The organism is Neoroseomonas marina, from assembly GCF_012927745.1.
Classification (GTDB): Bacteria; Pseudomonadota; Alphaproteobacteria; order Acetobacterales; family Acetobacteraceae; genus Neoroseomonas; species Neoroseomonas marina.
On record NZ_JABBKX010000008.1, the window covers coordinates 63,006 to 89,783 of the forward strand.

At 69.2% G+C, this 26,778-nt stretch carries 25 protein-coding genes and 1 tRNA gene; 17 read left to right on the forward strand and 9 right to left on the reverse strand.

From position 1 onward, the window contains the following. The first annotated feature begins 16 nt into the window (after positions 1 to 16). Together GWK16_RS19575 and GWK16_RS19580 are read left to right on the forward strand one after the other, a co-directional pair. Positions 17 to 1,051: a C-terminal binding protein gene (locus GWK16_RS19575; protein ID WP_211187580.1), complete on the forward strand. Its 1,035-nt coding sequence runs from the start codon at positions 17 to 19 to the stop codon at positions 1,049 to 1,051. Positions 1,052 to 1,174: 123 nt separating this feature from the next. Then, positions 1,175 to 1,588: a DUF3830 family protein gene (locus GWK16_RS19580; protein ID WP_170055658.1), complete on the forward strand. Its 414-nt coding sequence runs from the start codon at positions 1,175 to 1,177 to the stop codon at positions 1,586 to 1,588. A 24-nt stretch (positions 1,589 to 1,612) separates the two neighbouring features. On the opposite strand, the gene GWK16_RS19585 is transcribed toward GWK16_RS19580, so the two are convergent. Together GWK16_RS19585 and GWK16_RS19590 are read right to left on the reverse strand one after the other, a co-directional pair. Next, complete coding sequence (locus GWK16_RS19585; protein ID WP_338144519.1) at positions 1,613 to 2,092, reverse strand: M23 family metallopeptidase; 480 nt, start codon at positions 2,090 to 2,092, stop codon at positions 1,613 to 1,615. A 160-nt stretch (positions 2,093 to 2,252) separates the two neighbouring features. Continuing rightward, positions 2,253 to 3,650: a hypothetical protein gene (locus GWK16_RS19590; protein ID WP_170055660.1), complete on the reverse strand. Its 1,398-nt coding sequence runs from the start codon at positions 3,648 to 3,650 to the stop codon at positions 2,253 to 2,255. Between the two features lie 371 nt (positions 3,651 to 4,021). Between GWK16_RS19590 and GWK16_RS19595 the strand changes: the two genes are divergently transcribed. Both GWK16_RS19595 and GWK16_RS19600 read left to right on the forward strand, forming a co-directional pair. Beyond that, a complete protein-coding gene (locus GWK16_RS19595) occupies positions 4,022 to 4,372 on the forward strand; it encodes a hypothetical protein (protein WP_170055661.1) in 351 nt (116 codons plus the stop codon). Further along, positions 4,369 to 4,947: a DUF6680 family protein gene (locus tag GWK16_RS19600; RefSeq protein ID WP_170055662.1), complete on the forward strand. Its 579-nt coding sequence runs from the start codon at positions 4,369 to 4,371 to the stop codon at positions 4,945 to 4,947. The genes GWK16_RS19595 and GWK16_RS19600 overlap by 4 nt, the downstream gene beginning before the upstream one ends. Before the next feature lie 458 nt (positions 4,948 to 5,405). Here the strand turns inward: GWK16_RS19600 and GWK16_RS19605 are convergent, their stop codons facing one another. From GWK16_RS19605 to GWK16_RS19625, 5 genes are all read right to left on the reverse strand, one after another. Next, a complete protein-coding gene (locus tag GWK16_RS19605; RefSeq protein ID WP_170055817.1) occupies positions 5,406 to 5,957 on the reverse strand; it encodes a recombinase family protein in 552 nt (183 codons plus the stop codon). Positions 5,958 to 6,848: 891 nt separating this feature from the next. After that, positions 6,849 to 7,745 (reverse strand): hypothetical protein, encoded by an 897-nt coding sequence (locus tag GWK16_RS19610; RefSeq protein ID WP_170055663.1) that lies wholly within the window; start codon positions 7,743 to 7,745, stop codon positions 6,849 to 6,851. A 593-nt stretch (positions 7,746 to 8,338) separates the two neighbouring features. Further along, complete coding sequence (rnhA, locus tag GWK16_RS19615) at positions 8,339 to 8,842, reverse strand: ribonuclease HI (RefSeq protein WP_170055664.1); 504 nt, start codon at positions 8,840 to 8,842, stop codon at positions 8,339 to 8,341. A 1,142-nt stretch (positions 8,843 to 9,984) separates the two neighbouring features. Beyond that, positions 9,985 to 11,820 carry a DUF6538 domain-containing protein gene (locus tag GWK16_RS19620; RefSeq protein WP_170055665.1) on the reverse strand — a complete coding sequence of 612 codons (1,836 nt, stop codon included), beginning with the start codon at positions 11,818 to 11,820 and terminating at the stop codon, positions 9,985 to 9,987. A gap of 62 nt (positions 11,821 to 11,882) precedes the next feature. After that, positions 11,883 to 11,956 (reverse strand) — tRNA-Gln (locus GWK16_RS19625). A 182-nt stretch (positions 11,957 to 12,138) separates the two neighbouring features. Here GWK16_RS19625 and GWK16_RS19630 point away from each other — a divergent pair. Then, the gene (locus GWK16_RS19630) at positions 12,139 to 13,203 is read left to right on the forward strand and encodes a Ppx/GppA phosphatase family protein (RefSeq protein WP_170055666.1); all 1,065 of its coding nucleotides are present in this window, start codon (positions 12,139 to 12,141) and stop codon (positions 13,201 to 13,203) included. Between the two features lie 10 nt (positions 13,204 to 13,213). After that, positions 13,214 to 13,888, forward strand: a complete 675-nt coding sequence (locus GWK16_RS19635; protein ID WP_170055667.1) for an RlmE family RNA methyltransferase — start codon at positions 13,214 to 13,216, stop codon at positions 13,886 to 13,888. Here the strand turns inward: GWK16_RS19635 and GWK16_RS19640 are convergent. After that, positions 13,885 to 14,694, reverse strand: a complete 810-nt coding sequence (locus GWK16_RS19640) for a class I SAM-dependent methyltransferase (protein WP_170055668.1) — start codon at positions 14,692 to 14,694, stop codon at positions 13,885 to 13,887. The two genes, GWK16_RS19635 and GWK16_RS19640, sit on opposite strands and share 4 nt — an antisense overlap. Before the next feature lie 133 nt (positions 14,695 to 14,827). Between GWK16_RS19640 and cysE the strand changes: the two genes are divergently transcribed. The 11 genes from cysE (at position 14,828) to GWK16_RS19695 (ending at position 26,102) form a co-directional block, all read left to right on the forward strand. After that, entirely contained in the window at positions 14,828 to 15,673 is an 846-nt protein-coding gene (gene cysE / locus GWK16_RS19645) for a serine O-acetyltransferase (protein WP_170055669.1), read from the forward strand. Between the two features lie 129 nt (positions 15,674 to 15,802). Continuing rightward, complete coding sequence (gene guaB, locus GWK16_RS19650) at positions 15,803 to 17,323, forward strand: IMP dehydrogenase (RefSeq protein ID WP_408903926.1); 1,521 nt, start codon at positions 15,803 to 15,805, stop codon at positions 17,321 to 17,323. Positions 17,324 to 17,419: 96 nt separating this feature from the next. Beyond that, positions 17,420 to 18,097, forward strand: a complete 678-nt coding sequence (locus tag GWK16_RS19655; protein ID WP_170055670.1) for a haloacid dehalogenase type II — start codon at positions 17,420 to 17,422, stop codon at positions 18,095 to 18,097. After that, positions 18,094 to 19,434, forward strand: coding sequence for a methyltransferase domain-containing protein (locus GWK16_RS19660; RefSeq protein WP_170055671.1), 1,341 nt, complete (start codon positions 18,094 to 18,096; stop codon positions 19,432 to 19,434). The genes GWK16_RS19655 and GWK16_RS19660 overlap by 4 nt, the downstream gene beginning before the upstream one ends. After that, the gene (locus GWK16_RS19665; RefSeq protein WP_170055672.1) at positions 19,431 to 20,003 is read left to right on the forward strand and encodes a GNAT family N-acetyltransferase; all 573 of its coding nucleotides are present in this window, start codon (positions 19,431 to 19,433) and stop codon (positions 20,001 to 20,003) included. Before GWK16_RS19660 ends, GWK16_RS19665 begins: the two co-directional genes overlap by 4 nt. Before the next feature lie 36 nt (positions 20,004 to 20,039). Continuing rightward, positions 20,040 to 21,620 (forward strand): glutamine-hydrolyzing GMP synthase, encoded by a 1,581-nt coding sequence (gene guaA, locus GWK16_RS19670; protein ID WP_170055673.1) that lies wholly within the window; start codon positions 20,040 to 20,042, stop codon positions 21,618 to 21,620. A gap of 86 nt (positions 21,621 to 21,706) precedes the next feature. Further along, positions 21,707 to 23,101, forward strand: a complete 1,395-nt coding sequence (locus GWK16_RS19675; protein WP_170055674.1) for an amidase — start codon at positions 21,707 to 21,709, stop codon at positions 23,099 to 23,101. Further along, positions 23,098 to 24,372 (forward strand): M20/M25/M40 family metallo-hydrolase, encoded by a 1,275-nt coding sequence (locus GWK16_RS19680; protein ID WP_170055675.1) that lies wholly within the window; start codon positions 23,098 to 23,100, stop codon positions 24,370 to 24,372. The genes GWK16_RS19675 and GWK16_RS19680 overlap by 4 nt, the downstream gene beginning before the upstream one ends. Before the next feature lie 38 nt (positions 24,373 to 24,410). Then, on the forward strand, positions 24,411 to 24,965 hold the full coding sequence (locus GWK16_RS19685; protein ID WP_170055676.1) for a DNA-3-methyladenine glycosylase I: 555 nt from the start codon (positions 24,411 to 24,413) through the stop codon (positions 24,963 to 24,965). 3 nt (positions 24,966 to 24,968) lie between these two features. Then, positions 24,969 to 25,442: a Cys-tRNA(Pro) deacylase gene (ybaK, locus tag GWK16_RS19690; RefSeq protein WP_170055677.1), complete on the forward strand. Its 474-nt coding sequence runs from the start codon at positions 24,969 to 24,971 to the stop codon at positions 25,440 to 25,442. A gap of 123 nt (positions 25,443 to 25,565) precedes the next feature. Then, positions 25,566 to 26,102 carry a 2'-5' RNA ligase family protein gene (locus GWK16_RS19695; protein ID WP_170055678.1) on the forward strand — a complete coding sequence of 179 codons (537 nt, stop codon included), beginning with the start codon at positions 25,566 to 25,568 and terminating at the stop codon, positions 26,100 to 26,102. A gap of 12 nt (positions 26,103 to 26,114) precedes the next feature. On the opposite strand, the gene GWK16_RS19700 is transcribed toward GWK16_RS19695, so the two are convergent. Beyond that, positions 26,115 to 26,774 (reverse strand): glutathione S-transferase family protein, encoded by a 660-nt coding sequence (locus tag GWK16_RS19700; protein ID WP_170055679.1) that lies wholly within the window; start codon positions 26,772 to 26,774, stop codon positions 26,115 to 26,117. Between the last annotated feature and the right edge of the window lie 4 nt (positions 26,775 to 26,778).

A 26,778-nucleotide genomic window follows, 5' to 3' on the forward strand; every position in this document is an offset into this window, starting at 1 on the left:
GACGGGAGACCCATCCTTGGCGAAGTTCACCATTCTGACGCCGGCCGCGCCCGCGGCCGGCATGTCGTACGGCTATGAGATGGAGGCGTTGACCGCGGTCGGCGCCGAGATCATCGAGTGCCCGCCCACCGAGGAGGGCTTCATCGCCGCCGCGCCCAAAGCCGATGCGGTCTATGCCAAGGGCATGAAGTTCAACGCGAAGATGATCGGCGCGCTGACGAAGTGCCGTCACATCGCCTGCGGCAGCGTCGGCGTCGACTACGTGGACGTGATCGCGGCGACGGCGAAGGGCATCCCCGTCACCAACTGCCCGGACACCTTCATCGAGGAGGTCGCCGACCACGCGATGATGCTGCTGCTGGCGACGCACCGCCGCTGCATCGAGCAGGACCGCATGGTGCGCGAAGGCCGCTGGTCGGAGGGTCGTCCGGCGCTGCTCAAGATCCCGCGCCTGATGGGGCAGACGCTCGGCTTCATCGCCTTCGGCCGTGTCGCGCGCGCGACCGCCCGGCGCGCGGCCGCCTTCGGCCTGCACATGAAGGCCTATGACCCCTTCGTCGAGGAACTGACCATGTCGGCCCTCGGCGTCGAGCCGGCGAGCCTGTCCGAAGTGCTCGCCACCTCCGACTTCGTCTCCATGCACCTGCCCGACACGCCGGAATCGCGCGGCTTCCTCAAGGAGGAGCACTTCCGGCAGATGAAGAAGAACGCGCTCTTCATCAACACAGGCCGCGGGCCGACGGTGAACGAGGCGGCGCTGATCAAGGCGCTGCAGGACGGCTGGATCACCGGCGCCGGGCTCGACGTCTTCGAGGTCGAACCGACCAAGGCGGACAACCCGCTGCACAAGATGACGAATGTCATCCTCTCGCCGCACAACGCCTCGGCCTCCGCGCGCTTCGATCCGGCGCGTCGCCGGCGCGTCGGGCAGGAACTGGCGCTGACGCTTTCGGGGAAGTGGCCGCTGTCCTGCGTGAACCCGACGGTCCTTGCCACCTCCAGCCTGCGGCGGTGGCAGCCCTATGCGATGGATCGCGGGCCGAATTCGTAAGGTCTGCCGGAGGGGCGCCGCCCCTCCGCACCACCCCGCCAAAGGCCGAAAGGCCTTTGGAAACCGATTTTCCGCCAGGACGCGACGGGTTACACCGCAAGGATCCAGGACAGGAGCAGCGACGTGGCGGACGTGATCATCGACATCGGCGGCGAGATCTTCGAGGCCTTCTACGAGGAACGCGACGCCCCGAAGACCGTCGCGCGCTTCCGCAGCTTCGTCCCCTACAGCAACCGCATCATCCACGTCCGCTGGTCGGGCGAGGCCTGCTGGATCCCGATGGGCGATTTCGACCTCGGCCTGGGCTTCGAGAACGCGACCTCCTACCCCGCGCCGGGCCAGGTGATCGTCTATCCCGGTGGCGTCAGCGAGACCGAGATCCTCGTCGCCTATGGGCCGACCTGCTTCGCCTCGAAGGCAGGCCAACTCGCGGGGAACCACGTGCTGACGATCCGCGAGGGGCTCGATCGCCTCGCGGTCGTCGGTCGTTCCGTGCTGTGGGACGGCGCGAAGCCGATCACCTTCCGCCCGGCCTGACCGGGCGGAACGCCGCGGCGCGAATCAGCGCCGCGGGGCCTCCGCGACCTGCGTGTCTTCGACGCAGGCGGTGCGCGTCAGCCAGGGCCAGGGGTCCATCGGCCGACCGTCGCGCCGCAGTTCCACATGCAGGTGCGGACCCGTCGTGCGGCCGGTGCGGCCGACGGCGCCGATCGGCTGGCCGGGCATGACGACATCGCCGACCTGCAGGCCACGCGCGATGCCGGACAGGTGCGCATAGCGCGCCGTCGAGCCATCCTGGTGCCGGATCTCGATCATCACGCCATAGGCGTAGTAGCGGCCGGCGAAGACAACGGTGCCGCCGACGGCGGCACGCACCTGCGAGCCGACGGGGGCGCGCAAATCGACGCCGGGATGGAATCCGCGCCCGCGATAGCCGAAGCCGGAGGAATACTCGCCGGAGACAGGCAGGGCGGTGGGACACGGTGTTGCCGAGGCGACGGCGGGCGCAAGGAGCGCCGCAGCCAGGACCAGGGTTCGCACGCCGCCTGCCGGCGCGAGCGTCCGCAACGGACGCACCGCGTCATTGTCTCCCGCCACTCTGTCAGCCCCCATTGTGGTTCGTGGTCCTGCCCGGTTTGCCGCCGGTCGGGGCATGGGTCAATCCCGCCCGCCGGATCGATCCGGTTGGGGCGCGACGGGGTCACGTCTTGGATTTGAACCGCCGCTGCGCCTTCTGTCGTTCGAGGAAACGGACCACCGTGGCTTCGGAGATATCCCCGGCGATGCCGCGCGGACCGACGAGGATGACCGGTGGTCGATCCTGGTGCCGCATGGTGTAGGCCATGCTGTAGAGCGGCCAGATCCAGTTGTACCCGACATCGACATGGCCCTGGTCCTCGGGCGCCGCGCAGACCGAACACTGGGCGTGTGGCATCATGCCGCCGAGGCGCCCCAGCTCGACCTCGAAGGTCTTTCGGAACGCGACGGCGTCCGCGCTCGACATCACGCTGATGCCGCCGAATCCGGCGATCACGGCGGCCGCAAGCCCGCGCAATGTCGGCGTTCCGATCCATGCCATCACGCGATGCGGCCAGTCGAATCTAGGGAGCAGCAGCAGCGGCAGGAGCGAGATCACGAACAGCACGCCCACGCTGAAGTAGCGCGACGGATAGGCGTAGCGGAAGGCACGGCTGCGCAGCCCGAGCATCGACGGCAGCAGCAGCATCGACACCGGGACGAGGAAGCACAGCAGCACCAGGATCGCGGCCGACCAGCCCGCCGTCAGCAGCAGCCGCGTGACGCCGAGCATAACCAGAAGGCCGGCCGTGAAGACGCCGGCGATCATCCACACGAAGTGTGCCTTGGCGCCGCCCGGATGGGGCCAGGGGTTCACCAGGAAGAAGCCGATCTGGAACGGCGTCGCGCAAAACAGGATGAGCGGCACCAGCACGCGGTTGGCCCGCGAGCGCAGTTGTTCGGACCGCCCCCTGACGAGGGCGCCAAGCGCAAGGAGCGGGTTCGTCAACGCGACCGTCTCGTAGCTCGCGAGCAACAGCACGGCGAGGAGCAGCCGCCACCGGCCCCTCGGGTCGAGAGATGGGTCGAGCGTGAGGGTGACGAAGGCGGTCGTCATCGACAGGGCGAAGACGAGCTCGGTGACGATGAAGTTCGTCAGGAACACCATCGACGCGAGGAAGCCGATCAGGATCACGGCTTGCTGCGACGCCGGCATCCGGGCCTTCAGCACGAGCGCGACCGGGATCAGGATGAGCGTGTAGCTCGTCAGTCCGAAGACGAAGGAACCGAGGGCGATCAGGTCCGGCGAGGCGAGGCCGACCAGCCGAACCGGCCAGGTCGACCAGAGGATCGCGAAGAGCCGGCGCGGGGTCGGGTGCGGGTACCATAGCGGGTCGAGCAGCGACTGGACGACGTAGTTCGCTCCGTCCAGGTGAAGCTGACGGCCGCTGAGGACGCTGATGAGCAGGCAGGCGGCAAGGAAGGCAAGATGCAGCCGGCCCGGTTCAACCAGACGGCCAGGCACGGGTGGCGACATCTGAGTCTCCGGCATGGTGTCGTTCTTGAGGGGAACGAAGACCATGACCGGACGGCCGCTAACCACCGGGCAGGACGCAATCTTTTCCCGTAGTTGGCCGGTCCGTGCTCACGTTTTGGTGTGCGGCCTGCATGCCCAACGGGGGGGCGCGGAGTGTCGCGCTCGGAAGCCGTGGAGGACGGAGGTTTGGCTGGGGGACCTGGAACTGGCCCTCCCGATCTCGCATCTCCCTGACAATGCGGGCCTCTCGGGGCCGGCTGGGGGAAATGTGGGTGGATTGTGGGTGAGCGTCAGGCTGCGAGCAAGGTTCGATTGTAGGCTATTGGGATCTATTCGAACGGTCGGGCTATGGTCCAATATCGCCATGGTGTGAGGGTGAGCACCAACATTGCCAGACGGGAGGACAGTCTACCACTATGCCTGAACCTGACGGTTTCTATGCAGGGTACTTTACATCGAAGGTAGGGCAGGGCTTCTCTTTGCTCTTGCTAACGAACGGTATCCTTGCAGGCGTGGATGTCGCTGGCGTGACCTACGACGGATCGTTCCAGTACGATCCCGTGGATGGCGGATACCCATTTGATGTGATCATTCGGGCACCGGCAAATATTCATCTTGTGCAGGGCCGAGAAACAGGACCAGAAGGATTGACTTATGGGGCCAAATTCAGCCTGCCTGTCGACTTCCTGTCTCGATCTTATGTTACAATTCCAACTGCCCAAGGGCCAGTGAACGCGCGGTTGGTGAAGTTGCGAGACGCACCATGATCGATTTTGTGGTATCTCGGCCGGAGGTGGTTGCGGCTTTTCTCTCGGCACTTGCTGCGGGCTTTGCTGCCTATACTGCGTGGAAAGGACCGCTCTCGGCTGCTCGTTTGGCCGAGGATCTTCGGCGCGACGGACAGGAGGCTGAGGAGAGACGCAAAGCGAAACTAGAAATCTTTGTTGCACTCATGCAGGAACGAAAGTCACTTTGGTCTCCGAGCGGTGTCCGGGCTCTGAACTTAATAGATGTCATTTTCTTTGACGTTCGCGAAGTCAGGGATGCATGGGCGGATCTGTACAATTCATATGACCCTTCTCGTCATGTTCCGATGCATGAGCAAGAGAACCGGATAAGAAAAATGCTGGAGGCGATGGCTAAAGATTTGAAATTCTCAAAAGAACTTAGGGTCGATGACTTTGACCGTCTGTATTATCCAGATTTTATGGCAAAGCGTCGAGAGTTGGATATGTTGCAGACTGATCAGACGCTTCGTACGCTGCGCGGACAAAGCTCGCCAACGGCCAACACCGCCCCGACCGCAAGTGCGTCAAGCCTGTTCCCGCCACCACCTCCCTAAGTCTCTTCAGTGGCTCTGGGCCGCCCCTCTCGGCTAGGCCCCTTTCATTGCGTGGGTCGTCTCTCTTTGGCCATCAGGTTGACCTCTCCCGGTTGTCTAGGGGGTGTGAGGGTTGCCGTTCAACGCATCCCATGCCTGAGATGCTGAGGACGTATTTCTGATTTCCCTTCCGCCTTCCGGGAAAGCCGACTGGACCGCGAGCCTCGCTGGGATTGCTACGCCGTATCCGCCGTCAGGCGATGACGCCGCGGTAATGCAGGGCCCAGGCCCCGAAGCCTGCCCACTCGGTCGCCCCCACAGCGAAATCCCGCCCCCAGCAAGCGCAGACGGCGCCCCGGAAAGATCGCGCCAGGTCCACCAACCCGGGTGGCTGCGGTTGCCCCGAAGGGCCATGCCTGTGCCCGTTGCATACTGCTCCCGGCCCTTGCTGCGCGGCGGCCTCACGCTACCCTCCTTGGTTAGCCGAGGATGCGATAGACGCTGGCCCGGCCGATACCGAGCTTGCGGGCGATGTCCACCGGGCGGACCCCCTCGGCCTTGAGGCGCAACACCTCGGCCGCCTGCCGCTGCGCCGTGGGCACCCGCCCTTGGTACTTCCCCTCGGCCTTGGCCTTGGCGATGCCCTCCCGCTGGCGTTCGAGCATCAGGGCCCGCTCAAACTCCGCGACGGCGCCCAGCATGGTCAGCATGAGGCGCCCGGTCGGGGTCCGCGTATCCACCTCGCTACCGCCCATGGAGAGGACCCGCAGGGCAACGCCTTTTGCCTCAAGGCGGGCGATGATGCCGAGGAGGTCTGCCACTGAACGGGCCAGCCGGTCAGGCTTGGTCACGGCCAGCGTGTCGCCCTCGCGGACATACTCAAGGGCCGCCTCTAGCTGCGCCCGCTTGGCAATGGAGGAGACCCGCTCCGCAAAGACCTTGCCGCACCCGGCGGCCCGAAGGTCCCGGTCCTGTGCCTCTAGGCTGGCTTCCTGTTCCACGGTGCTGGTCCGGGCATAACCCACGGTCATTGCCATTGGTCGTGTGTCCCTGGCCCGGCGAGACTGTCTCGCACGGGTCTTTGACGACGATGGTGGATATCGTCTCAATCGTCAATGATATTCGTGTGAGACATTCCCGGCCCATCGCGAGACGACTCACACGGGCCTGCTCTATTGAGACGTGGGGCCAGCGAGGAGACGGGGATGGACATTGGATTGTGGCTGACCGGACTCGGCGCCATCGGGTCGGTCGTCGGCGCTTACTTCGGATGGAAAGCCCTGAGGCCGCGCCTAAGGGCGCCTAAAGAGGTGCCGAGTGGTGCGGGCGGCAGGGGTGGCGGTGGCCTGATCGAAGGCGGCAGCGGGGTTATCATCGGCGGGCGCGGCGGTGCTGGTGGTGGCCCGGGTGGTGGTCATGGCGGCGAGGGCGGGTCAGGTGTCATCAGAGGCGGGACGGGGATTATCATTGGTGGCGAGGGCGGAGGAGCGGGGCAAGCAGATGGCAAGGGCGGAAAAGGGGGCCGTGCCGGGTGGGCTCAGTTTGGCGACGAGTATCTAGGTAGCGTCCCGGACATCACGCTGCCTGATGGAAGGAAACTGAGGGACGTGATGAGGACAGCAGGTTCGGGAGGAGACGGCGCCTCCGCGCCGCAGCCCAATCAGTGAGTGATGGCGGGCGCGAGGCCCCCCCCCCGGGGGGAAACCCACGATGCCGCTGGCGGTATTGGTCGCTCAGATGCGTGACCCAAAAAAGCCGGCCCCCGCCCGCCAGGGGCACCGCCCAGGGGCTGCGCTGGGGCTCGCCTGGGGCCGTTCGGGACCCCGAGAGCATATCCCGTGCTGCCGGCAGAACGGGCCCTTTGGCGGTGCCTCGGAGGGGCGGGGGACGGCCATCAAAGGACTTCTGGCCCTCTGCGCCCGTCACATGTCCTCCGATGCCTTCCGGCCATCCTCCCACCACGATACGGACACCCGAGGTTCTTCCCCGGCATGGACGAGGTAGCCCGTTCGGATGGCCTCGACGGCCCGGCCGGTAGCCGACCGGGGAACCAGCAAGCAATCAAACAGGGGCAGCGCCAGAGTTTCGTGCTCCCGCCAGAGGATGCCCATGGCGGTCGCCAGCGCGTCCGCCTCAAGGCGCATGAGGTAGTGCGAGAGCGCCCGCTCCCGTCCGACACCCGGGAGGAAGTCGGCGGGGACCAAGAGCGCCGGGCAGCGCATGAAGGGGAACCGGGCGATGACCGCAGCACGGATGCTCGCCAGTGGCGGCCATCCGTCTTCGCGTCCTGCATCCCTGGCCCACCGCTTGGCCGGCCCGCCTGTGCCGATGGTCATGGTGACGAACGCTTTGACGGCCTCCCGGGGGATGCCGGGAAGGGCATACGGGTCTCCCTCGGGCAGCGGGATATTCGCCAGCGCGTGCAGGACGGTCAGGTGTGAGGCCCGCGCATCCACCTCCACTATCGGCTCCCCGCCTATCGTGATGTCCCGGAGGCGGTCCTCCGCTGCCATCCGCTGGTAGGCCACACCGCCACCGCCGAGGGCATAGAGGCGACCATGCCCGGTGCCGTGGTAGGTGCGGCGGAAGACCGGACGCGGGCACCCCGTCACGGGCACCGTCGCGGCCCGTTCATTGAGGGCGGCCACGGTCTCGGTGGCAGCGGCGAGGTCGGCGCCGGCTAACCTTGCCCGGCCGAGGGGCTTCACCTCCACCAACTCAGGTGGTGCGGCAGGCTGGATGGTCTCGGCGTCGATGCGGCGGAAGGCATCCGCGACGGTCCCCGCCGTGACCCGGTAAGCCCCCGCGAGCGCGAGCAAGCGGGCGGTCGGGTGCCATCGCGAAGACCAGCCCCCGCCGTAGCAGCCCGGCATCACTTCGCGGCGGAAGCCGGGGTGGTGGATCAGAAGGCCGGCGGACGTGAGAGCATCGGCGGCGGCCAGTGCCGTCCGGGCCCCGATAGGCTTCCCCGTGAAGGCAGCGGCCCTCCGCGAGTGAGAGATCGGAACACGGCGCCGCCACCACGCCCCGAGAACGGAACCGACGATGGCCCCAAGAGCGCGGCGGAAGTCAGCGGCTTCGCGTGAGCCTCTGGTCCTGCCGCGTGTTTCGACGGCCGATGCGTTGGCCTCCACGGCACCCATGAGGGCCCGCGCGGGTTCCGTGACGGGAGCGATGGTCCAGTCCAGCAACACAGCATCGCGCAGGGCATCCGCCGACAGCGTCGCAGGGCCAGAAACCGTTTCCCGTAATGGCGTGTGGTGCGCTGAGGGTTCCCGGCGCAGTGGACCACCTCCTCCATCCACCATCGAAGGCTTCTCCATCGAGGGATATGCCTAGAGGCGGTGGGAGGTGGGATGTCGCTTCCGGTAAAGCCGACTGGACCGGAAGGACGCAAGGCGATGCCGCACGATCAAGCACCGCGCCGCGTGACTTCCGGTTTGTCCCTCGCGGCACTTGCAAGGGCATCTGCGCGGGTGTTCATCGGGTCCCCGGCGTGCCCCTGCACCCACTGCCAGGTGACGTCGTGGGGTTCCGCCGCTACGGCGAGAAGCTGCCAGAGGTCGGCGTTCAAGACCGGCTTTCCTGCGGAGGTGCGCCACCGGCTGGCCTGCCACTTCGGCAGCCACAGGGACATGCCCCGCACGACATACTCACTGTCGGCATGGACGGCGACGCGGGACGGGTTCAGCAGGGCTTTCAGGCCAGCGATGGCAGCACGAAGCTCCATGCGGTTGTTGGTCGTGTTGGGCTCGGCGCCGGATAGCTCGCGGGTGCGGCCCTCGGGATTGCGGAGGATTGCAGCCCAGCCGCCGCGTCCTGGGTTCGGACGGCAACTTCCGTCGGTCCAGATTTCGATGTGACGCCGAACGTCGCCGCTTGGACCGGCGGCGAGGGCAGAGGAGATGGTGGTCATGGTGGGTGTGGGTCCTTGTGGGCGCATGTCCGCACGTCCCTCCGGGGTGATCCGAAGGGGCGCGCGTTGGTGGCCTTGAGGGGTTGAGGGAGAAAGGGAGGCAACGCACGGCGGCGCCTGCCATCACGATCCGCGAGTAGCACCACCAACGATATTGCCGGGGCGAATCTCGGTCAGATGCGGCGAGGACGGTTTCGGGGCTGTGGAGGTGGCCGGTATTAGCGCCGTGCGGCCGCTCCACGGCCAGCGGTCAAGCTGACTGGACCGGAAATCTTCGGCACGGGGAGGTTCACCGTATTAGCCTTGAGCGTCGAGCACCGAGCATTTCACATGCGGGCGACGTGGCGCACGTCTCGGCGCCGAGCGCAGTGGCAGAGGCCAGTAGTCGCAGCCGGGCGGCGTTTGGCGCTGTGGAGGTCGGCCGTATCGTATGGCATCCAGCCGCACCGCCGCTTGCGGGAAAGCTCCCTGGACCGCGGACGTGTGGCGCGGGGAGATGCACCGTATTGGGCACGAAGCTCATGGACCTCGGCGTCCGCCGTTTGGGCGCGTGGGGAGGGCCCCGGTAGATCAAAGCCCCCACTCACGGCGGGTGACGCTCGGTGCGTGGGGAGGTTCACCATAACTCCCCGCGTCCCGGCGTTCGGCGCGTGCTGAGATAGGCCCTAACTTATGCGCTCCGCCGGTTCCGCGTTTCCGGTCCACTGACTGGACCGCAAATCCTTAGGGCGCGGGGAGGTAGGCCTCAACTTGCGCTCCTCACTGTTCGGGTGGGTGGGGAGATGCATCCTAACTCGCGCTCCTCGCCGCTCGGGTGCGTGCTGAGGTGAGCCCTAACTCACGCCGCCGGCCGCTCGATGCCTGGGAAGATGGGCCCTAACCGCGCATTCAGCCGCATCGTCGTTTTCGGTAAAGCCCACTGGAGCGCGAATGTTTGGGCCTTCTGTGGTGAGCCCTATTGGTCGCGAGGAATGGCCCTCTCGGCTCCCGGCTTCGAAGGGCCTGGAAGGGGCGCCGCATTGCGGCGGCGACGTTTTGGTCTGGCCTCAGGTCCAGCGGACTGGACCGCAACGCCCGAGGCGCCGAACGGCCCATCAATGCAAAGGAGCCGCCCGCGAGCCCGACCGGTGGCGAACGCGCAGTCAATCCGCCGGATCGGCATCTGGCCAATACAAGTGCGACAAGTCCAACTCAGGATACCGCAATAGCGCGAGCGTAGCGGCAGTCGCCTTCAAGCCGGGCCCTTTGTCGTATCGCACATCGCCCTCGGTCGCGCCCCCGCCATGGCCCATGAGGTAATCGCGATGGCGCTTCTGTTGGAAATCGGTGATGGCGTCCGTCAGCCGCGTGATGGCGGTATGGCGGAACGAGTGCATGCCGACGCCCTTCCGATACACCCCGACTTGCTGACGGTAGTAGATGAAATCGCGCGTGAAGCGTGCGCCGCGCCGCCCGTCTTTCCCCTGCGGCGGAAGGTCGGGGAATAGAGGATCGTCCGGGCGCGGCGCCTTCTCGTGGACGTATTGTACGAAGCCCAAGCGGATGACCTCGGGATGCAAAGGAAGAGAGCGGGCCGCATTGCCGGTCTTTAGGCTGCGGCCCTTCTTCCCCGCCGCTTCATCCGCCTCGGTCTCCACGATCTTGAGAAGCCATGTTCCTGCGTCGCATTGCAGGTCGCGCCCGTAGAGGTCTGCGAACTCCTCAAGCCGGCCGCCATGGAACAATGCCAAGAGCGGCAGCCAGAACTTCGCATCGCGGACAATGTGCGGGCCGGACAGGGTGGCGCGGGAGATATCGCGACCCGACCACACGGGCGTCTTGAACAGTGCCGCTAGCTCCGCTGGCGTCCATGCGTCGCGTTGGTCTCGCGCCTTCTTCGGCGCCTGGAAGCGGTGATCCTTCACCAGCTCGTCACGACCGACGACGCTTAACAGCCCTTGGTCCATTGCAAAGCGGAAGAACTGCGATAGCGCAGTGAGGTGGCGCTTCACGGTCTTGTCGGTTAGTCGCGCGGCGTTGCTCGCTTCGGCCTCCGCGATCATGGCCGCGACGCTTTTTGGCGGGGCCTTGCAGGACCGATTGTATAGGGCCGGCATCCTTCGCAGCGTGCCGAGGAAATGCGTCACGTCGCCGCGCTGATACTCGGCCGGCGGACGGTCGCCGCACACTTCGAAGAACAGCCGCAGCGTGGCGCGTTCTTGCCCCATCACCTGATGCCGCGTGCGGTCGATGGTTTCCCTGCGGACGAAATACGGATCAACCAACGAGGAAGCAGAAGGCTGCGCGTGTGTCTCGGCATTGGACGCTGCGGCTGCCTTCGCCTCTGGCGTGGGAGGCATCCCGCTTTCCGGGGACGTGGACTGCACTTCAACGGGTGGCGCGGCGCCGCATGATGGCGCCTCTCCCGTCGCCACTACCAGCGGCTCAAGGCCCAACGTCCGCCGTTCAGCCGTGTCCCACGCCTTCACCGCGACTTCCAGCAAGCCCAGGGCGAGGGGCCGCAGGAGGTGCTCCGGGAGACCATGACGACGAAGCAGCCGCGCGGCCTCATCCTCCATATCCATCGGGTCGTTGTCGGCAATGCGCTGCGCCATGCTCTCACGGGCGTCGCGGATGGCGCGAAGGTCCGCCTCGGTTGCGGTCTCGGGGTCGCCGCGTTCCCATCCATGGGCATAGACGGGTCGCCCGGGCGCGCGCTCCATGCGCTCCCGAAGGTCCCGCTCCAAGGTGTCGCGAAGCTCCGCCGCGAGGATCGGCCCGAGGGCCGCCGTCAGCTTGGTCCCGTCCACACTCACTCTCGCCATCGCAGCGCCGAAAACATCATCGAGCAGCGCCGCCCGATGCTCGGCTTCCCGGAAGCGGCGCGTGCGGAGGCTTAGCGAGACCTCGCCGCGCGGCAAGCCCGGGAGGCGGCGCCGCCAGTAGTAAACGTCATTCTTCCTGGTGATGTGGGTGAGTTGTGGGCGAGCAGCGTGCAAGGGCGGCCTCGGCGTGCTGGCCGACCCGAAAGATGCTGCTTCGTCAGGTGTTTAGGATGCGGTGGCTGGGGGACCTGGATTCGAACCAAGGCTGCCCGGGTCAGAGCCGGGAGTTCTACCGCTAAACTATCCCCCAAGCGGTCTCGGCATCGGCCGAGGGCGGGGCATCTACCACCCTGGTTGCCAGGAGGCAACCACCCTCGCACCCGTTCCGGGGCCGATCAGCGTGCGGTCGTGGAAACTGCTTGCCCGCGCGCCTACATCTCCGGATCATTCGTTAAGGGCCAGTCCTCGACCCCGGCTGGTCCGGACCCTGATATGACCGACGCGTCCGCACCTTTCGTCCCCGATTCCCCGCCCGCGCAGGCGGCAGCGGGCTTCGCGCGGGCGGATCATTGCGGACCGGCCTTCGCCGCGCTCGACCTCGGCACGAACAATTGCCGGCTGCTGGTGGCCGCGCCGACCGCCGGGGGGTTTCGCGTCGTCGACTCCTTCAGCCGCATCGTTCGCCTGGGGGAAGGGCTGGCCACCAGCAACCGGCTGGCCGATGCGGCCATGGACCGCGCCGCGACCGCCCTGCGGGCCTGCGCCGAAAAGCTCACCCGTCGCCCCGTCCGCCGGCTCGAGGCCGTGGCCACGGAGGCCTGCCGGCGTGCCGCCAACGGTCAGGCCTTCCTTGCCCGCATCACCGCCGAAACGGGCCTCCGCCTGCGCATCATCTCGGCGCGGGAGGAAGCGGAACTGGCGATGGAATCCTGCGCTCCGCTCCTCGAACCGCAGGACCGCCGGGCGCTGCTGTTCGACATCGGCGGCGGCAGCACCGAGATCGCCTGGATCCGCGTCCCGCCCGAGGGCGGCGCCCCGGAGCTGATCGGCTATGTCTCCCTGCCGCTTGGCGTCGTGACGCTGGCGGAAAGGGTTCACCAGGACTGTTTCACCGAACGCGGCTTCTGCGAGGTCGTCGCCGAGGTGGCCGAGCACCTGGCGGAATTCGACCGCATCCACCGCATCGGGCAGGAGATCCGCGCCGGCGGGGTGCGGTTGATGGGCACCTCGGGCACCGTCACCACGCTGGCCGGGGTCGCCATGGCGCTGCCGCGCTACCGGCGCCCGCTGGTGGACGGCAAGACCCTGGATTGCGAGGCGGCGGACCTGGCCCTTGGCGACCTGTTCGCCCTGGGGCGGGAGGGGTTGGCCGCGCATCCCTGCGTCGGGCCCGATCGGGTGGAATTCGTCCTGCCGGGCTGCGCGGTGTATGCCGCGATCCGGCGTGTCTGGCCGACGCCGCGCCTCACGGTCGCGGATCGCGGCCTGCGGGAAGGCATGCTGACCCGCATGATGCGCGCCGAGCGCGCCGGGCCCCGTCGCCGGCCGCTGCGCTGAAGGAGAGAACATGGCGAAGCAACCGCCGGCCGCCGGGCGCGGCATGGCGACCCGCCTGCGCACCGCGACGGGCCGCAGCACCGCGAGCCAGCGCTGGCTGACGCGGCAGCTCAACGACCCCTATGTCCGTGCCGCGAAGGAACGCGGCCTGCGCTCCCGCGCCGCCTTCAAGCTGCTCGAGATGGACGAGAAGCTGCACCTGCTCAAGCCGGGGATGCGGGTGGTCGACCTTGGCGCGGCGCCGGGCGGCTGGACTCAGGTGGCGGTGCAGGCTGTGGGGCCCAGGGGCCAGGTCGTCGGCATCGACATCCTGCCGATGGACCCCGTGCCGGGCGCGACCGTGCTGCAGGGCGACTTCACCGAGCAGGAGGCCGAGGACCGCACCATCGCCGCCATGGGCGGCAAGGCGGATATCGTGCTGTCCGACATGGCGCCCAACACCACCGGCCATCAGGCGACGGACCACCTGCGGATCATGGGCCTCGCCGAGATCGCGCTCGACTTCGCCTGCCGCGTGCTGGCCCCCGGCGGAGCCTTCGTCGCCAAGGTGTTCCAGGGCGGGACGGAGAAGGAGATGCTGGCCACGCTGAAGCGCGACTTCGCCGCGGTCCGCCACGTGAAGCCGCCGGCGAGCCGCAAGGACAGCGCCGAGCTCTACGTCGTCGCCACCGGCTTCAGGGGCTAGGCCCGGCAGAGGTAGGTCACGGTCCGGATCCGGCGTTCCTTCAGGTTCGCGACCTGGTTGCGCGCCATCGCCGCGAACTCGTCGCCGAGGAAGGTCTTGAAGGTCACGGCCGGCGGCGGGCGGCCCACCAGGGCTTCGAACCAGGCCTGGCTGTCCTCGGTGGAATCCTCCGTGGTCAGGATTTCGAAGCCGGCCTCGGTGAGCAGCGCCTGCATTTCCGCCGGTGTGGCGAGGTGGCTGATCGACGGCTCGCGTGCCCAGGGCACGGGAAAGTGGACCGGACCGCCTTCCCCCTGCAGGACGTCATAGACGGCGAAACGGCCGCCCGGCTTCAGCACGCGCCGGGCCTCGGCGTACATGCGGTCCTTGGCGGGAATGTTCATGGCCACATGGATGGTCATCGCCGCGTCGAAGGCGGCATCGTCGAAGGGCAGGGCGGTCGCGTCGCCCTGGCGGAACGCCACCCGGTCCGCGAGGCCGACCCAGCCGCTCATCGCCGTCGCCGCGTCGCAGAAGGCCTGGGTCAGGTCGATGCCCGTCACCCGGCAGCCATGCGCCTCGGCGACCGTGCGCGCCGGCCCGCCCAGTCCGCTGCCGATGTCGAGGACATGCGAGGCGGCGTCGAGCCCCAGCGCGGCCGCGATGTCCAGCGTCGCCTTGCGGCCGCGGATATGGAACTCATCCACCGAGGCGAGGTCGGCGGCGCGCAGGCTTGCGGGATCCTTGCCGGCCTGGCGGAACTGCGCGGCGATCGCCGCGGCCAGGTCGCCATCGCCCGCGTAGTGGGTCGCCACCGCATCCGTCATCGTCGCACCTCCTCGGGCTGGAGCATGCGGACCATTGCATGTCCGGCCTGCCGCCCGCGAGGCGGAAAAACCGCCCCTTCCATCGTCGCCCCTCCGCACCGATATCCCGCGGGCCCGAGGAGGAGACGGCGCCATGTCAGGATGCCCCGATGCGGTCAGCCCCGAGGACCCGCCGCCCATCGAGGTCGCGACCGTCTGGTCGCAGCTCCTGGCGGCGGCAAGCCGTTCGGCGCGCGAGGAACCGCTCCTCGCCCCCTTCCTGCATGCCGCGGTGCTGCGCTGGTCCTGCTTCGACCAGGGCCTGTCCGCGGTGCTCGCCCTGCGGCTCGAGGATACCTTCGCCTCCCGCGACCGGCTGTCGGACCTGGTGGCCGAGGCCATCGCCGAGGATCCGGACATAGCCGCCGCCGCGGCCGCGGACCTGATCGCCGTCGGCGCGCGCGACCCCGCCGCGGCCGGCGCGCCGCTCGCGCCCTTCCTCCACTACAAGGGTTTCCACGCGGTGCAGTGGCACCGCGTCGCGCATTGGCTCTGGGGGCAGGGGCGGCAGGCGCTTGCCTATTTCGTGCAGAGCCGCGTCGCCCAGGCCCTGGCGGTGGACATCCATCCCGCCGCCCGCTTCGGCCGGGGCGTCTTCATCGACCACGGCACCGGCGTCGTGATCGGGGAGACCGCCGTGGTCGGCGACGACGTCTCGATCCTGCAGGGCGTGACGCTGGGCGGCACCGGCAAGGACCGCGGTGACCGCCACCCCAAGGTGCGCGACGGCGTGCTGCTCGGGGCCGGCGCCAAGGTGCTCGGCAATGTGGTGATCGGGCGGGGAGCCAAGGTCGGCGCCGGCAGCGTCGTGCTGCGGGACGTCCCACCCTGCGCCACGGTCGCCGGGGTGCCGGCCCGCGTGGTCGGTTGGTGCGCCGAGGCGGTGCCCGCGCTCGCCATGGACCAGAGCCTGCCGAACGAGGCTGCGCCGCCCGGCTGACCCGCGTCGCTGCCTGCCATGCGTGGCCCGCGCTGGACGCGCGCCCCGGTTCGGGGCTAAGGGGCCCCGCCAAGGTTGCGGATCGCCCCGCCGCCGCGTCGAGTCCCTCGCGCGAGAAGGTTTCCCCCCATGGCACCCCCCGACAGCATGCCCTCCCCCGAGGCCCCGGCCCCCACCTCGCGCGTCATCCGGCTCGAGGAGGCCTATGCCTTCGACGACGTGCTGCTGGTTCCCGCCTTCTCCACCGTCCTGCCCGCGCAGACCGACACGCGGACGCGGCTGACGCGGGAGATTTCGCTCAACATCCCCCTGATCTCCGCCGCCATGGACACGGTGACGGAAGCGAACATGGCGATCGCCATGGCGCAGTCGGGCGGCATCGGCGTCATCCACAAGAACCTCTCGCCCGAGGAGCAGGCCGCGCAGGTCCGCCAGGTGAAGAAGTACGAGAGCGGCATGGTGGTGAACCCGCTGACGGTCCACCCGGACCAGACGCTCGCCGAGGTCCGCGCGCTGCAGGAGCGCCACAGCATCAGCGGCATCCCGGTGACCGAACGCGGCACCGGCCGCCTCGTCGGCATCATCACCAACCGCGACGTCCGCTTCGCCACCGACCCGAACCTGCGCGTCTATGAGCTCATGACGCGCGAGAACCTGATCACCGCGAGCCCCGACGTCACGCCCGACCAGGCGCGCGCCCTGCTGCACAAGCACCGCATCGAGAAGCTGCTGGTGGTTGACGACACCTATCGCTGCGTCGGCCTCGTCACCGTCAAGGACATGGACAAGGCCCAGGCCAACCCGAACGCGGTGAAGGACGCGATGGGCCGCCTGCGCGTCGCGGCCGCGACGGGCGTCGGCGAGGACGGGCTGCGCCGCGCCGAGCTGCTGGTCGCCGCCGATGTCGACGTGGTGGTGGTCGACACCGCGCATGGCCACTCCCACGGCGTCATGGCCGCGGTCGAGAAGATCAAGCGCATGTCGAACTCGGTGCAGGTCGTCGCCGGCAACATCGCGACGCCCGAAGGCGCGCTGGCGTTGATCGAAGCGGGCGCGGATGCGGTGAAGATCGGCATCGGCCCTGGGTCCATCTGCACCACGCGCATCGTCGCGGGCGTCGGCGTGCCGCAGCTGACCGCCGTGATGGAAAGCGCCGCCGCCGCGCGGGAGAAGGGCGTTCCGGCCATCGCCGATGGCGGCATCCGCTCCTCGGGCGACCTCGCCAAGGCGATCGCCGGCGGCGCCGACTGCGTGATGATGGGCAGCGTCTTCGCCGGCACCGACGAGGCTCCGGGCGAGGTGTTCCTCTACCAGGGCCGCTCCTACAAATCGTATCGCGGCATGGGCAGCCTCGGCGCCATGGCGCGCGGCTCGGCCGACCGCTACTTCCAGGCCGAGGTGCAGGACAGCCTCAAGCTGGTGCCCGAGGGCGTGGAAGGCCGCGTCGGCTACAAGGGCCCGGTGGGCGCGGTGCTGCACCAGATGGTCGGCGGCCTGCGCGCGGCGATGGGCTATACCGGCTGCGCCACCATCCCCGAGCTGCAGTCGAAGGCGCGGTTCCGCCGCATCACCGGCGCCGGGCTGCGCGAAAGCCACGTGCACGACGTCGCGGTGACGCGCGAGGCGCCCAACTATCGCGCGGAGAACTGAGGTCGTCCGACCGCGGTCACGAACTCGCGAACCTGCAGCCCTTCAGGCATAGCATCATACTCGGCCATCCTGCGGGGCCGGAAACGGAGTCCGATCATGCCCGCGCCGGAAGCGGTCGTCTTCGACGCCTATGGAACGCTGCTCGACGTCAACGGCGCCATGGAGCGCCATGCCGCGCGCCTCGGCGCGCGATGGGCGGCGCTGTCGGCGGAATGGCGCGCGAAGCAGCTGGAATACACCTGGGTGCGCAGCCTGACCGGCGCCGCGCATCACGAGGATTTCTGGCTCTGCACGCGCGATGCGCTCGCATTCGTCTTCGCCCGGCACGGCATTGCCGACGCGGCGCTGGAACGCGACCTGATGGAGGCCTACCGCATCTTGCCGGCCTATCCCGAGGTGCCGGCGATGCTGGCCGCCATCCGCGCGCGGGGCATCACCACCGCCATCCTGTCCAACGGCACGCCCGGCATGCTTGCTGCGGCCGTGGAGGCCGCGGGCCTCGCGAAGCAGATCGATGAGATCCTCAGCGTCGAGGAGGTCGGCGTCTTCAAGCCCGATCCGCGCGTCTATCGGCTGGCCACGCGGCAGTTCGGCTGCCCGCCCGACGACCTCGTCTTCGTCTCGGGCAATGCCTGGGATGGGCAGGCGGCCCATGCCTTCGGCATGCGTGTCGTCCGGGTGAACCGCACCGGGGCGCCGGACGAATACGGCCTGGCCGCCGCGGGAATCCCCGCGCTGACGGACCTGTCCAGCCTCGCCGATCTGCTCGCGTGACCCCGTCCGCCCGCATCGCCGCCGCGATCGATCTGCTCGCGGCGCTCGAGGATCAATGCTTCGCACCCACCGCCCGCCGCCGCCCGGCGGATGCGGTGGCGAGCGATTTCTTCCGCGCCCGCCGCTTCATCGGCGGAGGAGACCGGCGCGCGGTCTCGGAACTCGCCTGGGGCGTGGTGCGGCAGCGGCTGCGGCTCGACTGGCACCTGGCGCGGATCGGCATGGCGCCGACGCCGCGGCTGCTGCTGCTCGCCCAGATGGTGCTCGCCGCGGGGGCGGACGACCATGGCCGGACGCGCCAGGCGGCGGAGGCCGCCTTCGACGGGTCGCGCTACGGGCCGGCCGCGCTCGATGCCGGGGAACGGCGCGCCGCGGCGTCGCTGGCCGGGCGCCCGCTGATCGACGCGGCGATGCCGGACCATGCCCGGCTGAACCTGCCCGAATGGGTGATGCCCGCCTTCACGGCCCGCTTCGGGGCCCGGCTGCCGCAGGAGGCCGCGGCGCTCGAGGCGGAGGCGCCGCTCGACCTGCGCGCCAACCTGCTGCGCACCACGCGGGAGGCCGCCGCCACCATGCTGGCGGGGGAGGGGCTTGCCACCGAACCGACGCCCTTCTCGCCCTGGGGATTGCGACTGCCCTCCCGCCGCCCGGTCACCGGCACCAAGGCCTACAAGGACGGGCTGATCGAGGTGCAGGACGAGGGCAGCCAGTTGATCGCCCTGCTCGCCGACGCCCGGCCAGGGATGCGGGTGGCGGATTACTGCGCAGGGGCGGCGGGCAAGACGCTCGCCATGGCCGCGACCATGGGCAACCGGGGCCGGATCACCGCCTGCGACACCTCCGCCCCGCGGCTGGAAGGGGCGGCGAAGCGCCTGCGGCGTGCGGGCGTGGACAACGCCGAGCGGCACCTGTTCGTTCCCGGCGACCGCTGGGCCAAGCGGCGGGCCGGGTCGTTCGACCGGGTGCTGGTCGATGCCCCCTGCACCGGCACCGGCACCTGGCGGCGCAACCCCGATGCGCGCCTCCGGACGCGGCCGCAGGACCTCACCGAGCTCGTTGCGGTGCAGCATGAGATTCTCGCGACCGCATCGGAACTGGTGCGCCCCGGTGGAAGGCTGGTCTACGCTACCTGTTCACTCCTGCCGCAGGAGAACGAAGAGCAGATGGAGCGTTTCCTGGCGCGCGACCCGCGCTTCAAGCCGGCGCCGCTGGACGGGCTGTGGGCCGCGCTGATGCCGGGCGCGACGGCGCCCTGTGCCGGGCCCTGGCTGGCGCTCTCGCCGGGTGACCAGGGAACCGACGGCTTCTTCTGCGCGGTGCTGGAGCGGGCGACGTGATCAGCATCCGCCGCGCCCGCCCGGCCGACGCGCCGGCGATCGGGGAAATCCACGCGGCGGTGTGGCGGTCGAGCTACGCGGGCATCCTCCCGGATGCCTATCTCGCGGCGCTGTCCCCTGCGCGGCTCGCGGGCTTCTACCAGCGGGCGATCCTCGATCGCCGCGAAGGACATGCGGTCTTCGTCGCGGTCGCCGGCGGGGCGGATGCGCCTGACCGGGGCGTGGGCTCGACCGTCGTGGGCTTTGCCTCCGGTGGCCGCGCGCGCCGCGCCGGCCTCGCGGAGGGGGAGGTGGAGACGCTCTACCTCCTCGAGGACTGGCGGGAACGCGGCGCGGGGCGGCGGCTGATGCGGGCCATGGGGGCGCATCTGCGCGCCGTGGGCTGCCGGTCGGCCATGCTGTGGGTGCTGCGGGCCAATCCGACGCGCTGGTTCTACCGGCACATCGGCGGGCGGGAGGCGGCGCGGGAAATGATCCGCGTCGGCGGCCAGCCGGTCGAGCAGGCCGCCTTCGTCTGGGATCCGATCGAGAGCCTGCTGTCGGCGACCGCCCCGGCCGGCGAGCGGTAGTCTTGCCCGCGACGCGGCGGTGTGCTTCACGCCGCCATGGCCGATCCGATTCCTGATTCCGCCCCCCGCCACGACCGGATCCTGATCCTCGACTTCGGCAGCCAGGTGACGCAGCTCATCGCGCGCCGCCTGCGCGAGGCCGGGGTCTATTGCGAGGTCTGGCCCTTCAACAAGGCCCCCGAGGAGCGCATCCGCGCCTTCGCCCCCAAGGGCATCATCTTCTCGGGCGGGCCGGCCTCGGTCACCGAGGGGCAAAGCCCCCGCGCGCCCGACTACGCCTTCGCCTCGGGCCTGCCGATCCTCGGCATCTGCTACGGGCAGCAGACGCTGGCGCATCAGCTCGGCGGCACGGTCGAGGGCGGGCACGCCGCCGAGTTCGGCCGCGCCTATGTCGACGTGACCGGCGACTGCGCCATCACCCAGGGGGTCTGGGCCAAGGGCGCGCGCGAGCAGGTCTGGATGTCGCATGGCGACCGCATCACCGAACTGCCCCCCGGCTTCCGCGTCGTCGCGAGTTCCGAGGGCGCGCCCTTCGCGCTGATCGCCGACGACAAGCGCCACTACTACGGCACCATGTTCCACCCCGAGGTGGTGCACACCCCGCATGGCGCGGCGCTGCTGCGCAACTTCACCAACCTGGTCTGCGGCTGCCGCGGCGACTGGACCATGGGCGCCTTCCGCGCCGAGATGGTCGCGAAGATCCGCGCCCAGGTGGGCAAGGGCCGCGTCGTCTGCGGCCTGTCGGGCGGGGTCGATTCCTCGGTCGCGGCGGTGCTGATCCATGAGGCGATCGGCGACCAGCTCACCTGCATCTATGTCGACCACGGGCTGATGCGGGCGAACGAAAGCGAGCAGGTCGTCTCGACCTTCCGCGACCGCTTCAACATCCACCTGGTCCACCGCGACGCGTCGGACCTGTTCCTCGGCCAGCTCTCCGGCGTCACCGACCCGGAGGTGAAGCGCAAGACGATCGGCCGGCTGTTCATCGAGGTGTTCGAGGAGGAGCAGAACAAGATCGGCGGCGCCGACTTCCTCGCCCAGGGCACGCTCTATCCGGACGTGATCGAGAGTGTGTCCGCGACCGGCGGCCCGAGCGTGACGATCAAGTCGCACCACAATGTCGGCGGCCTGCCCGAAGGGATGCGCATGCAGCTGGTGGAGCCGCTGCGCGACCTGTTCAAGGACGAGGTGCGCGAGCTCGGCCGCGAGCTCGGCATCCCCGAGGAGATCGTCGGCCGCCATCCCTTCCCCGGGCCGGGCCTCGCCATCCGCATCCCCGGCGACGTGACGCGCGAGAAGGCGGACCTGCTGCGCAAGGTGGACAGCATCTACCTCGAGGAGATCCGCGCCGCGGGTCTCTACGACGCGATCTGGCAGGCCTTCGCGGTGCTGCTGCCGGTGCGCACCGTGGGCGTGATGGGCGATGGCCGCACCTACGACCAGGCCTGCGCGCTGCGCGCGGTGACCTCGACCGACGGCATGACGGCCGATGTCTATCCGTTCAGCATGGAATTCCTCAGCCGCGTGGCGAACCGCATCGTCAACGAGGTGCGCGGGATCAACCGGGTGACCTACGACATCACCTCCAAGCCGCCGGGGACGATCGAGTGGGAGTGAGGCGGCCAGGCTCGCGGTTGCGCGGTCCCTGACGCTCGCACATGGTGGCGCCAATGGCCGGCCGTGACCGGTCCGGAGGACGCGCCATGGAATTGTGGGAACTCTCTGCGACCGAGGCGGTGGCGCGGCTGCGCCGTGGCGAGGTCTCGCCGCTCGAGATGGTGGATGCCGCCGCAGCGCGGATCGCGGCGGTGGAACCCCGGGTCAACGCCCTGCCGATCCGCTTCCTCGACGTCGCGCGCGACCAGGCGAAGGGATTCCGGCGCGAAGCGCGGGAGCATCCCGGCTGGCTCGCCGGGCTGCCCGTCGCGATCAAGGACTACAACGATGTCGGCGGCCAGCTGACGACGCTCGGTTCGCCGATCTACGCGCAGCATGTCGCCCCGACGGACGACCGGACGGTCGCGACGATGCGCGCGAACGGCGCGATTCCGGTCGCGAAGTCCAATGTCCCCGAATTCGCCGGCAGCCATACCTTCAACCCGGTCTGGGGCGTGACGCGCAATCCGTGGGACCTCGGACGCACCGCGGGCGGTTCCTCGGGCGGGGCTGCCGCGGCGCTGGCGGCGCATGAGGTGTGGCTCGCCAACGGGTCCTGCCTCGGCGGGTCGTTGCGCATACCGGCTTCGTTCTGCGGCGTCGTCGGGCTGCGGCCGAGCGCGGGCGTGGTTCCGCGCGGCGATGGGCTGCCGGCCTTCGACAGCCTTTGGGTCGATGGTCCGATGGCGCGCAACGTGGCCGACCTCGCGCTGCTGCTCGACGCCATGGCGGACCTGACCCCGCATGACCCGTTGTCACGACCCGTGCCGGTCGGGGGGTACCAGACGGCCATGATGCGCGGCCGGCCGCCGCGGCGCATCGGGTTCAGCGCGGATCTCGGGCTGCGGAAGGTCGATCCCGAGGTCGCAGCGATCTGCGAGGCGGCGGCACGGCAGTTCGCAACGATGGGAACGGCGGTCGAGGCCGCCTCGCCGGATTTCTCCGGTGCCATCGACGCCTTCCAGGTGTTGCGCGCGCTGCTGTTCGCGGATGTCCGCGGCGGCCTGCTGCCGGCAGAACGCGACCGCATCAACCCCGACATCGTGTGGAACATCGAGAAGGGCCTGACGCTCACCGCCGCGGAGATCATCGAGGCGCGGCGGGCCCGCGCCGCGCTGTTCCACCGAGTGGCGCGCTTCTTCGACGATTTCGACCTGCTCGTCTGCCCCACCGTCGCGGTGCCGCCCTTCCCGGTGGAGCAGCGCTTCCCCACGGAGATCGCGGGGGAGCGGCTGACGACGTATATCGACTGGATGTTCCTCACCTTCGTCATCACGCTCACCGGCTGCCCAGCGATCTCGATCCCCTGCGGCGTGACCGCGGAGGGCCTGCCGGTCGGCCTGCAACTCGTCGGGCCGCCGCACGGGGATGCGGCGCTGCTCGGGCAGGCGCGTCTGATCGAGCAGGCGCTCGGTTTCCGCCAGACGATGCTGGCGGCATGACCGGGGCGGGCGACGCGGCGGGGCTGAAGGCCGCGCTCTGCCGCCACATCGACGAACGGCGCGACGACGTCGTCACGCTGCTGCGGGACTTCCTGCGCATCCGCTCGGTCAACCCGCCGGGCGACACGCGGGAGGCGGCGGATTTCGTGCGCGGCATCCTCGATCGCTTCGGGCTCGAGCACCACACCGTCGCGGCGCGGGAGGACATGCCCAACATCCTCTCCCGCTGGCATGCGCCCCATGTCGGTCGGCACCTGGTGCTCAATGGGCACATGGATGTCTTCCCGGTGTCGGACGACCGGCTCTGGGCGGCGGAGATCGAGGGCGACCGGATCGTCGCGCGCGGCGCCTCGGACATGAAGACCGGGACGCTGGCGTCGATCCTGACCTATTGCCTGCTCTATCCGCATCGCGACCGGCTGTTCGGGATGCTGACGCTGACCGTGGTCTCGGACGAGCAATCGGGCGGGCGCTACGGCACGAAGTTCCTCTTCGACACCCACGCCGAGGACATCGCCGGCGATTGCTGCCTGAATGGGGAACCCAGCGGCCTCGGCAATCTCCGCTTCATGGAGAAGGGCACGCTGCGCTTCGCGCTGTCCGCGACCGGGCCGGGCGGGCATGGCGGCTATCCGCATCGCGCGAACAATCCGATCCAGCAGGTCGTCGCCGCGACGCAGGCGCTCTATGACCGCTACCATGGCCGGCTGGCGGAGATGCCCGAGGAGTTCGCCGCCGTGCTGCGCTCGCCCGAGAGCGTCGCCGCGGCCGACGCGATCCTCGGGCGGGGCGCCGCGGACAACGCGCTGCGCATCACCGTCAATGCCGGCATCATCGAGGGCGGGCGCAAGGCGACGCAGATCCCGACAGGCTGCACGGTGCATGTCGACATGCGCTTCCCCGTGGGCCCCGACCGCGACCGCGTCCGGGCGGAACTGCCGCTGCTCGCCGCGGAATTCGGCTGCGCGCTGACAGTCAACGAGGATCATTCCTATCCGGCCAGCAGCACCGATCCCTTCGGCGAGATGGCCGGCATCCTGCGCGCCAATACCCGCGCGCTGCTCGGGATGGACGCGCCACCCGTGTGCAGCCTGGGCGGCACTGACACGCGCTACTGGCGCTGGCGCGGCATTCCCGCGGTGATCTGCGGCCCGTCCCCGCTCAGCATGGGGACGGACAACGAGCATGTGACGATCGAGGAAGCGATCAACGTGCTCAAGCTGCAGGTGATGTGCGCGGTGGACTACCTCTCGGTTCCCACGGCCGGCTGAGGCTGGCCACGGCCGGAACATCATGCGAACATCTCCGCATGGCTTCCGACACTGTCACCCGCTGTACCTGGGCCGAGCGCGATCCGCTCGAGCGCCACTATCACGACACCGAATGGGGCGTGCCCGTGCGCGACGCCCGCGCGCTGTGGGAATGCCTGATGCTGGAGGGCTTCCAGGCCGGCCTGTCCTGGACGGTCATCCTGCGCAAGCGCGAAGGATTCCGGGCCGCCTTCGCCGGCTTCGACCCGGTGAAGGTTGCTGCCTTCGATGAAGCGGACATCGTCCGGCTCCTGGCCGATCCCGGCATCGTGCGGTCGCGTGCCAAGATCGAGGCGACCATCGCGGGCGCGCGCATCTTCAACGCGATGCAGGCGGCCGGCGAGGATTTCGCGGCGTTCTGCTGGTCCTTCACCGGCGGCGTGCCGGTGCGCGGCGACGGGTCGAGCGTGACGCCGCTGTCGGAGCGTGCCTCGAAGGAGCTGAAGCGCCGCGGCTTCAAGTTCGTCGGCCCGACCATCGTCCATGCCTGGATGCAGGCCGTCGGCATCGTCGACGACCATGTGCCCGGCTGCTTCCTGCACCGGGCGCGCTGAACCGTGTCGAAGGCCACGCGGGCGACGACCATGCTGGCCAAGGCTGGCGTCGCCTTCACCGTTCACACCTACGCATATGACCCGGATGCCGACAGCATCGGGATGCAGGCGGCCGAGGCGCTGGGCGAATCCCCGGCCCGCGTGCTCAAGACGCTGATGGCGCTGGTGGACGGCAAGCCGGCCTGCGTCATCGTCCCCTCGGACCACGAGGTGTCGATGAAGCGCCTCGCCGCCGCGTTCGGGGGCAAGTCGGCGCAGATGATGAAGCCGGCCGAGGCCGAGCGCGTCACCGGCTACAAGGTCGGGGGCATCAGTCCCTTCGGGCAGATGCGCCTGGTGCGCACCGCGATCGAGGAACAGGCCCTCGCGCACGACCTTGTTTACATGAATGGCGGGCAGCGGGGGCTGCAGGTGCGCCTCGCCCCGCGCGACGCCATGGCGGTGCTGAAGGCCATCGCCGCGCCGCTGGTGGCGTAGCGCGGAGGAGCGGCCGCCATGCGCCTTGGCGGCACGGCACAGAGTTCCTATTTTGTTCTATTCTCGCGATCGAGGGGGCGGTAGGGCAGAGCGCCAATGCAAGCGTCCCTGGATCTCGGCGACATGCCGCTGAAGCGCCTTCCGCGCCTGTATTTCTGCCTCCTGATGGGCCCTGCGGAGGAGGCCGCGTTGGAAGACCTCGGTCTCCAGGCGGCCCGCGGCGGTGCGGGCTGGCGGCGGACGAGCTTCGGCAGACATCACCTCTCGCTGCATTTCCTGCGTGAATGCGCGCGCCCGCCGCCCCGCCTTGTGCTCGCAGCCGAGCGGGCGGCGCGCGGCCTCGTGACGCGATCCTTCGACATCGTCTGCCGGGACCTCGTCTGCATCCGGACTCCGAGCACGCGGGCCCATCCGTTCCGATTGATCCTGCGTGCCGAAAGTCCCGCGCTCATGGCGCTGCATGCCGAGCTCGGCGAACGCATGGCGCGTCAGCGGCTCCGGCCCGCAGCAGGACTGGTGCCGCATATCACCTTGGCGTCCGGGTCGACGGCCCTGCCATCGGGGGGGGTCATGCCGATCCGGATCGCGGTGCGGGAGGTCGCGCTCGTCCACAGCGGTCTGGATCTCGACGTCCGGGGGCGCTTTCCGCTCGCGGCCTGAAGCGGGTCGGGATCAATCCCGCCCCGGATCACCCAGCGGAAAGTACTGGCGATACGGCCGCGCCTCGTCGAGCGCCCGCGCGTAGGACGGTCGCGCCAGCAGCCGCGCGCGGTAGGCGCGAAGGTTCGCGAAGCTCGGATCGATCGGATGGGTCCAGTCGGCGTAGAGCAGCGCCGGCGCCGCCCCGCAATCCGCGAGGGTGAAGGACGCGCCGGCCGCCCAGTCGCGGCCCGCGATCCGCGCGTCGAGCCAGGCATAGGCGGTCTGCAGCGTCGAGCGCGCCTGGTCGACGCCGAAGGGATCGCCCGCGCCGGCGGGGCGGATCGCATCGAGGACCACCTTCTGCATCGGCGTGAGCAGGTAGTTGTCGACGACGCGGTCGATCAGTCGCACCTCCATCGCGGCATCCCGATCTTCCGGGATGAAGCGCACCGACCCGGGGTGACGCTGGTCGAGATGCTCGATGACGAGGCTGGCTTCGGCGATCACCGCAGCGCCGTCCTCGAGAACCGGGAACTTGCGGAATGGCCAGAGCGCCGTCAGCGCGGCGGCATCCGCCGCGTTGCGGAGGTTCACCATGCGGAAGGCGAACGGCGTCGCGTTCTCGTAGAGCGCGACCAACGCCTTCTGGCAGTAGGCGGAGAAGGGGTGGGCATGAAGTGTCAGCGTCATGGCG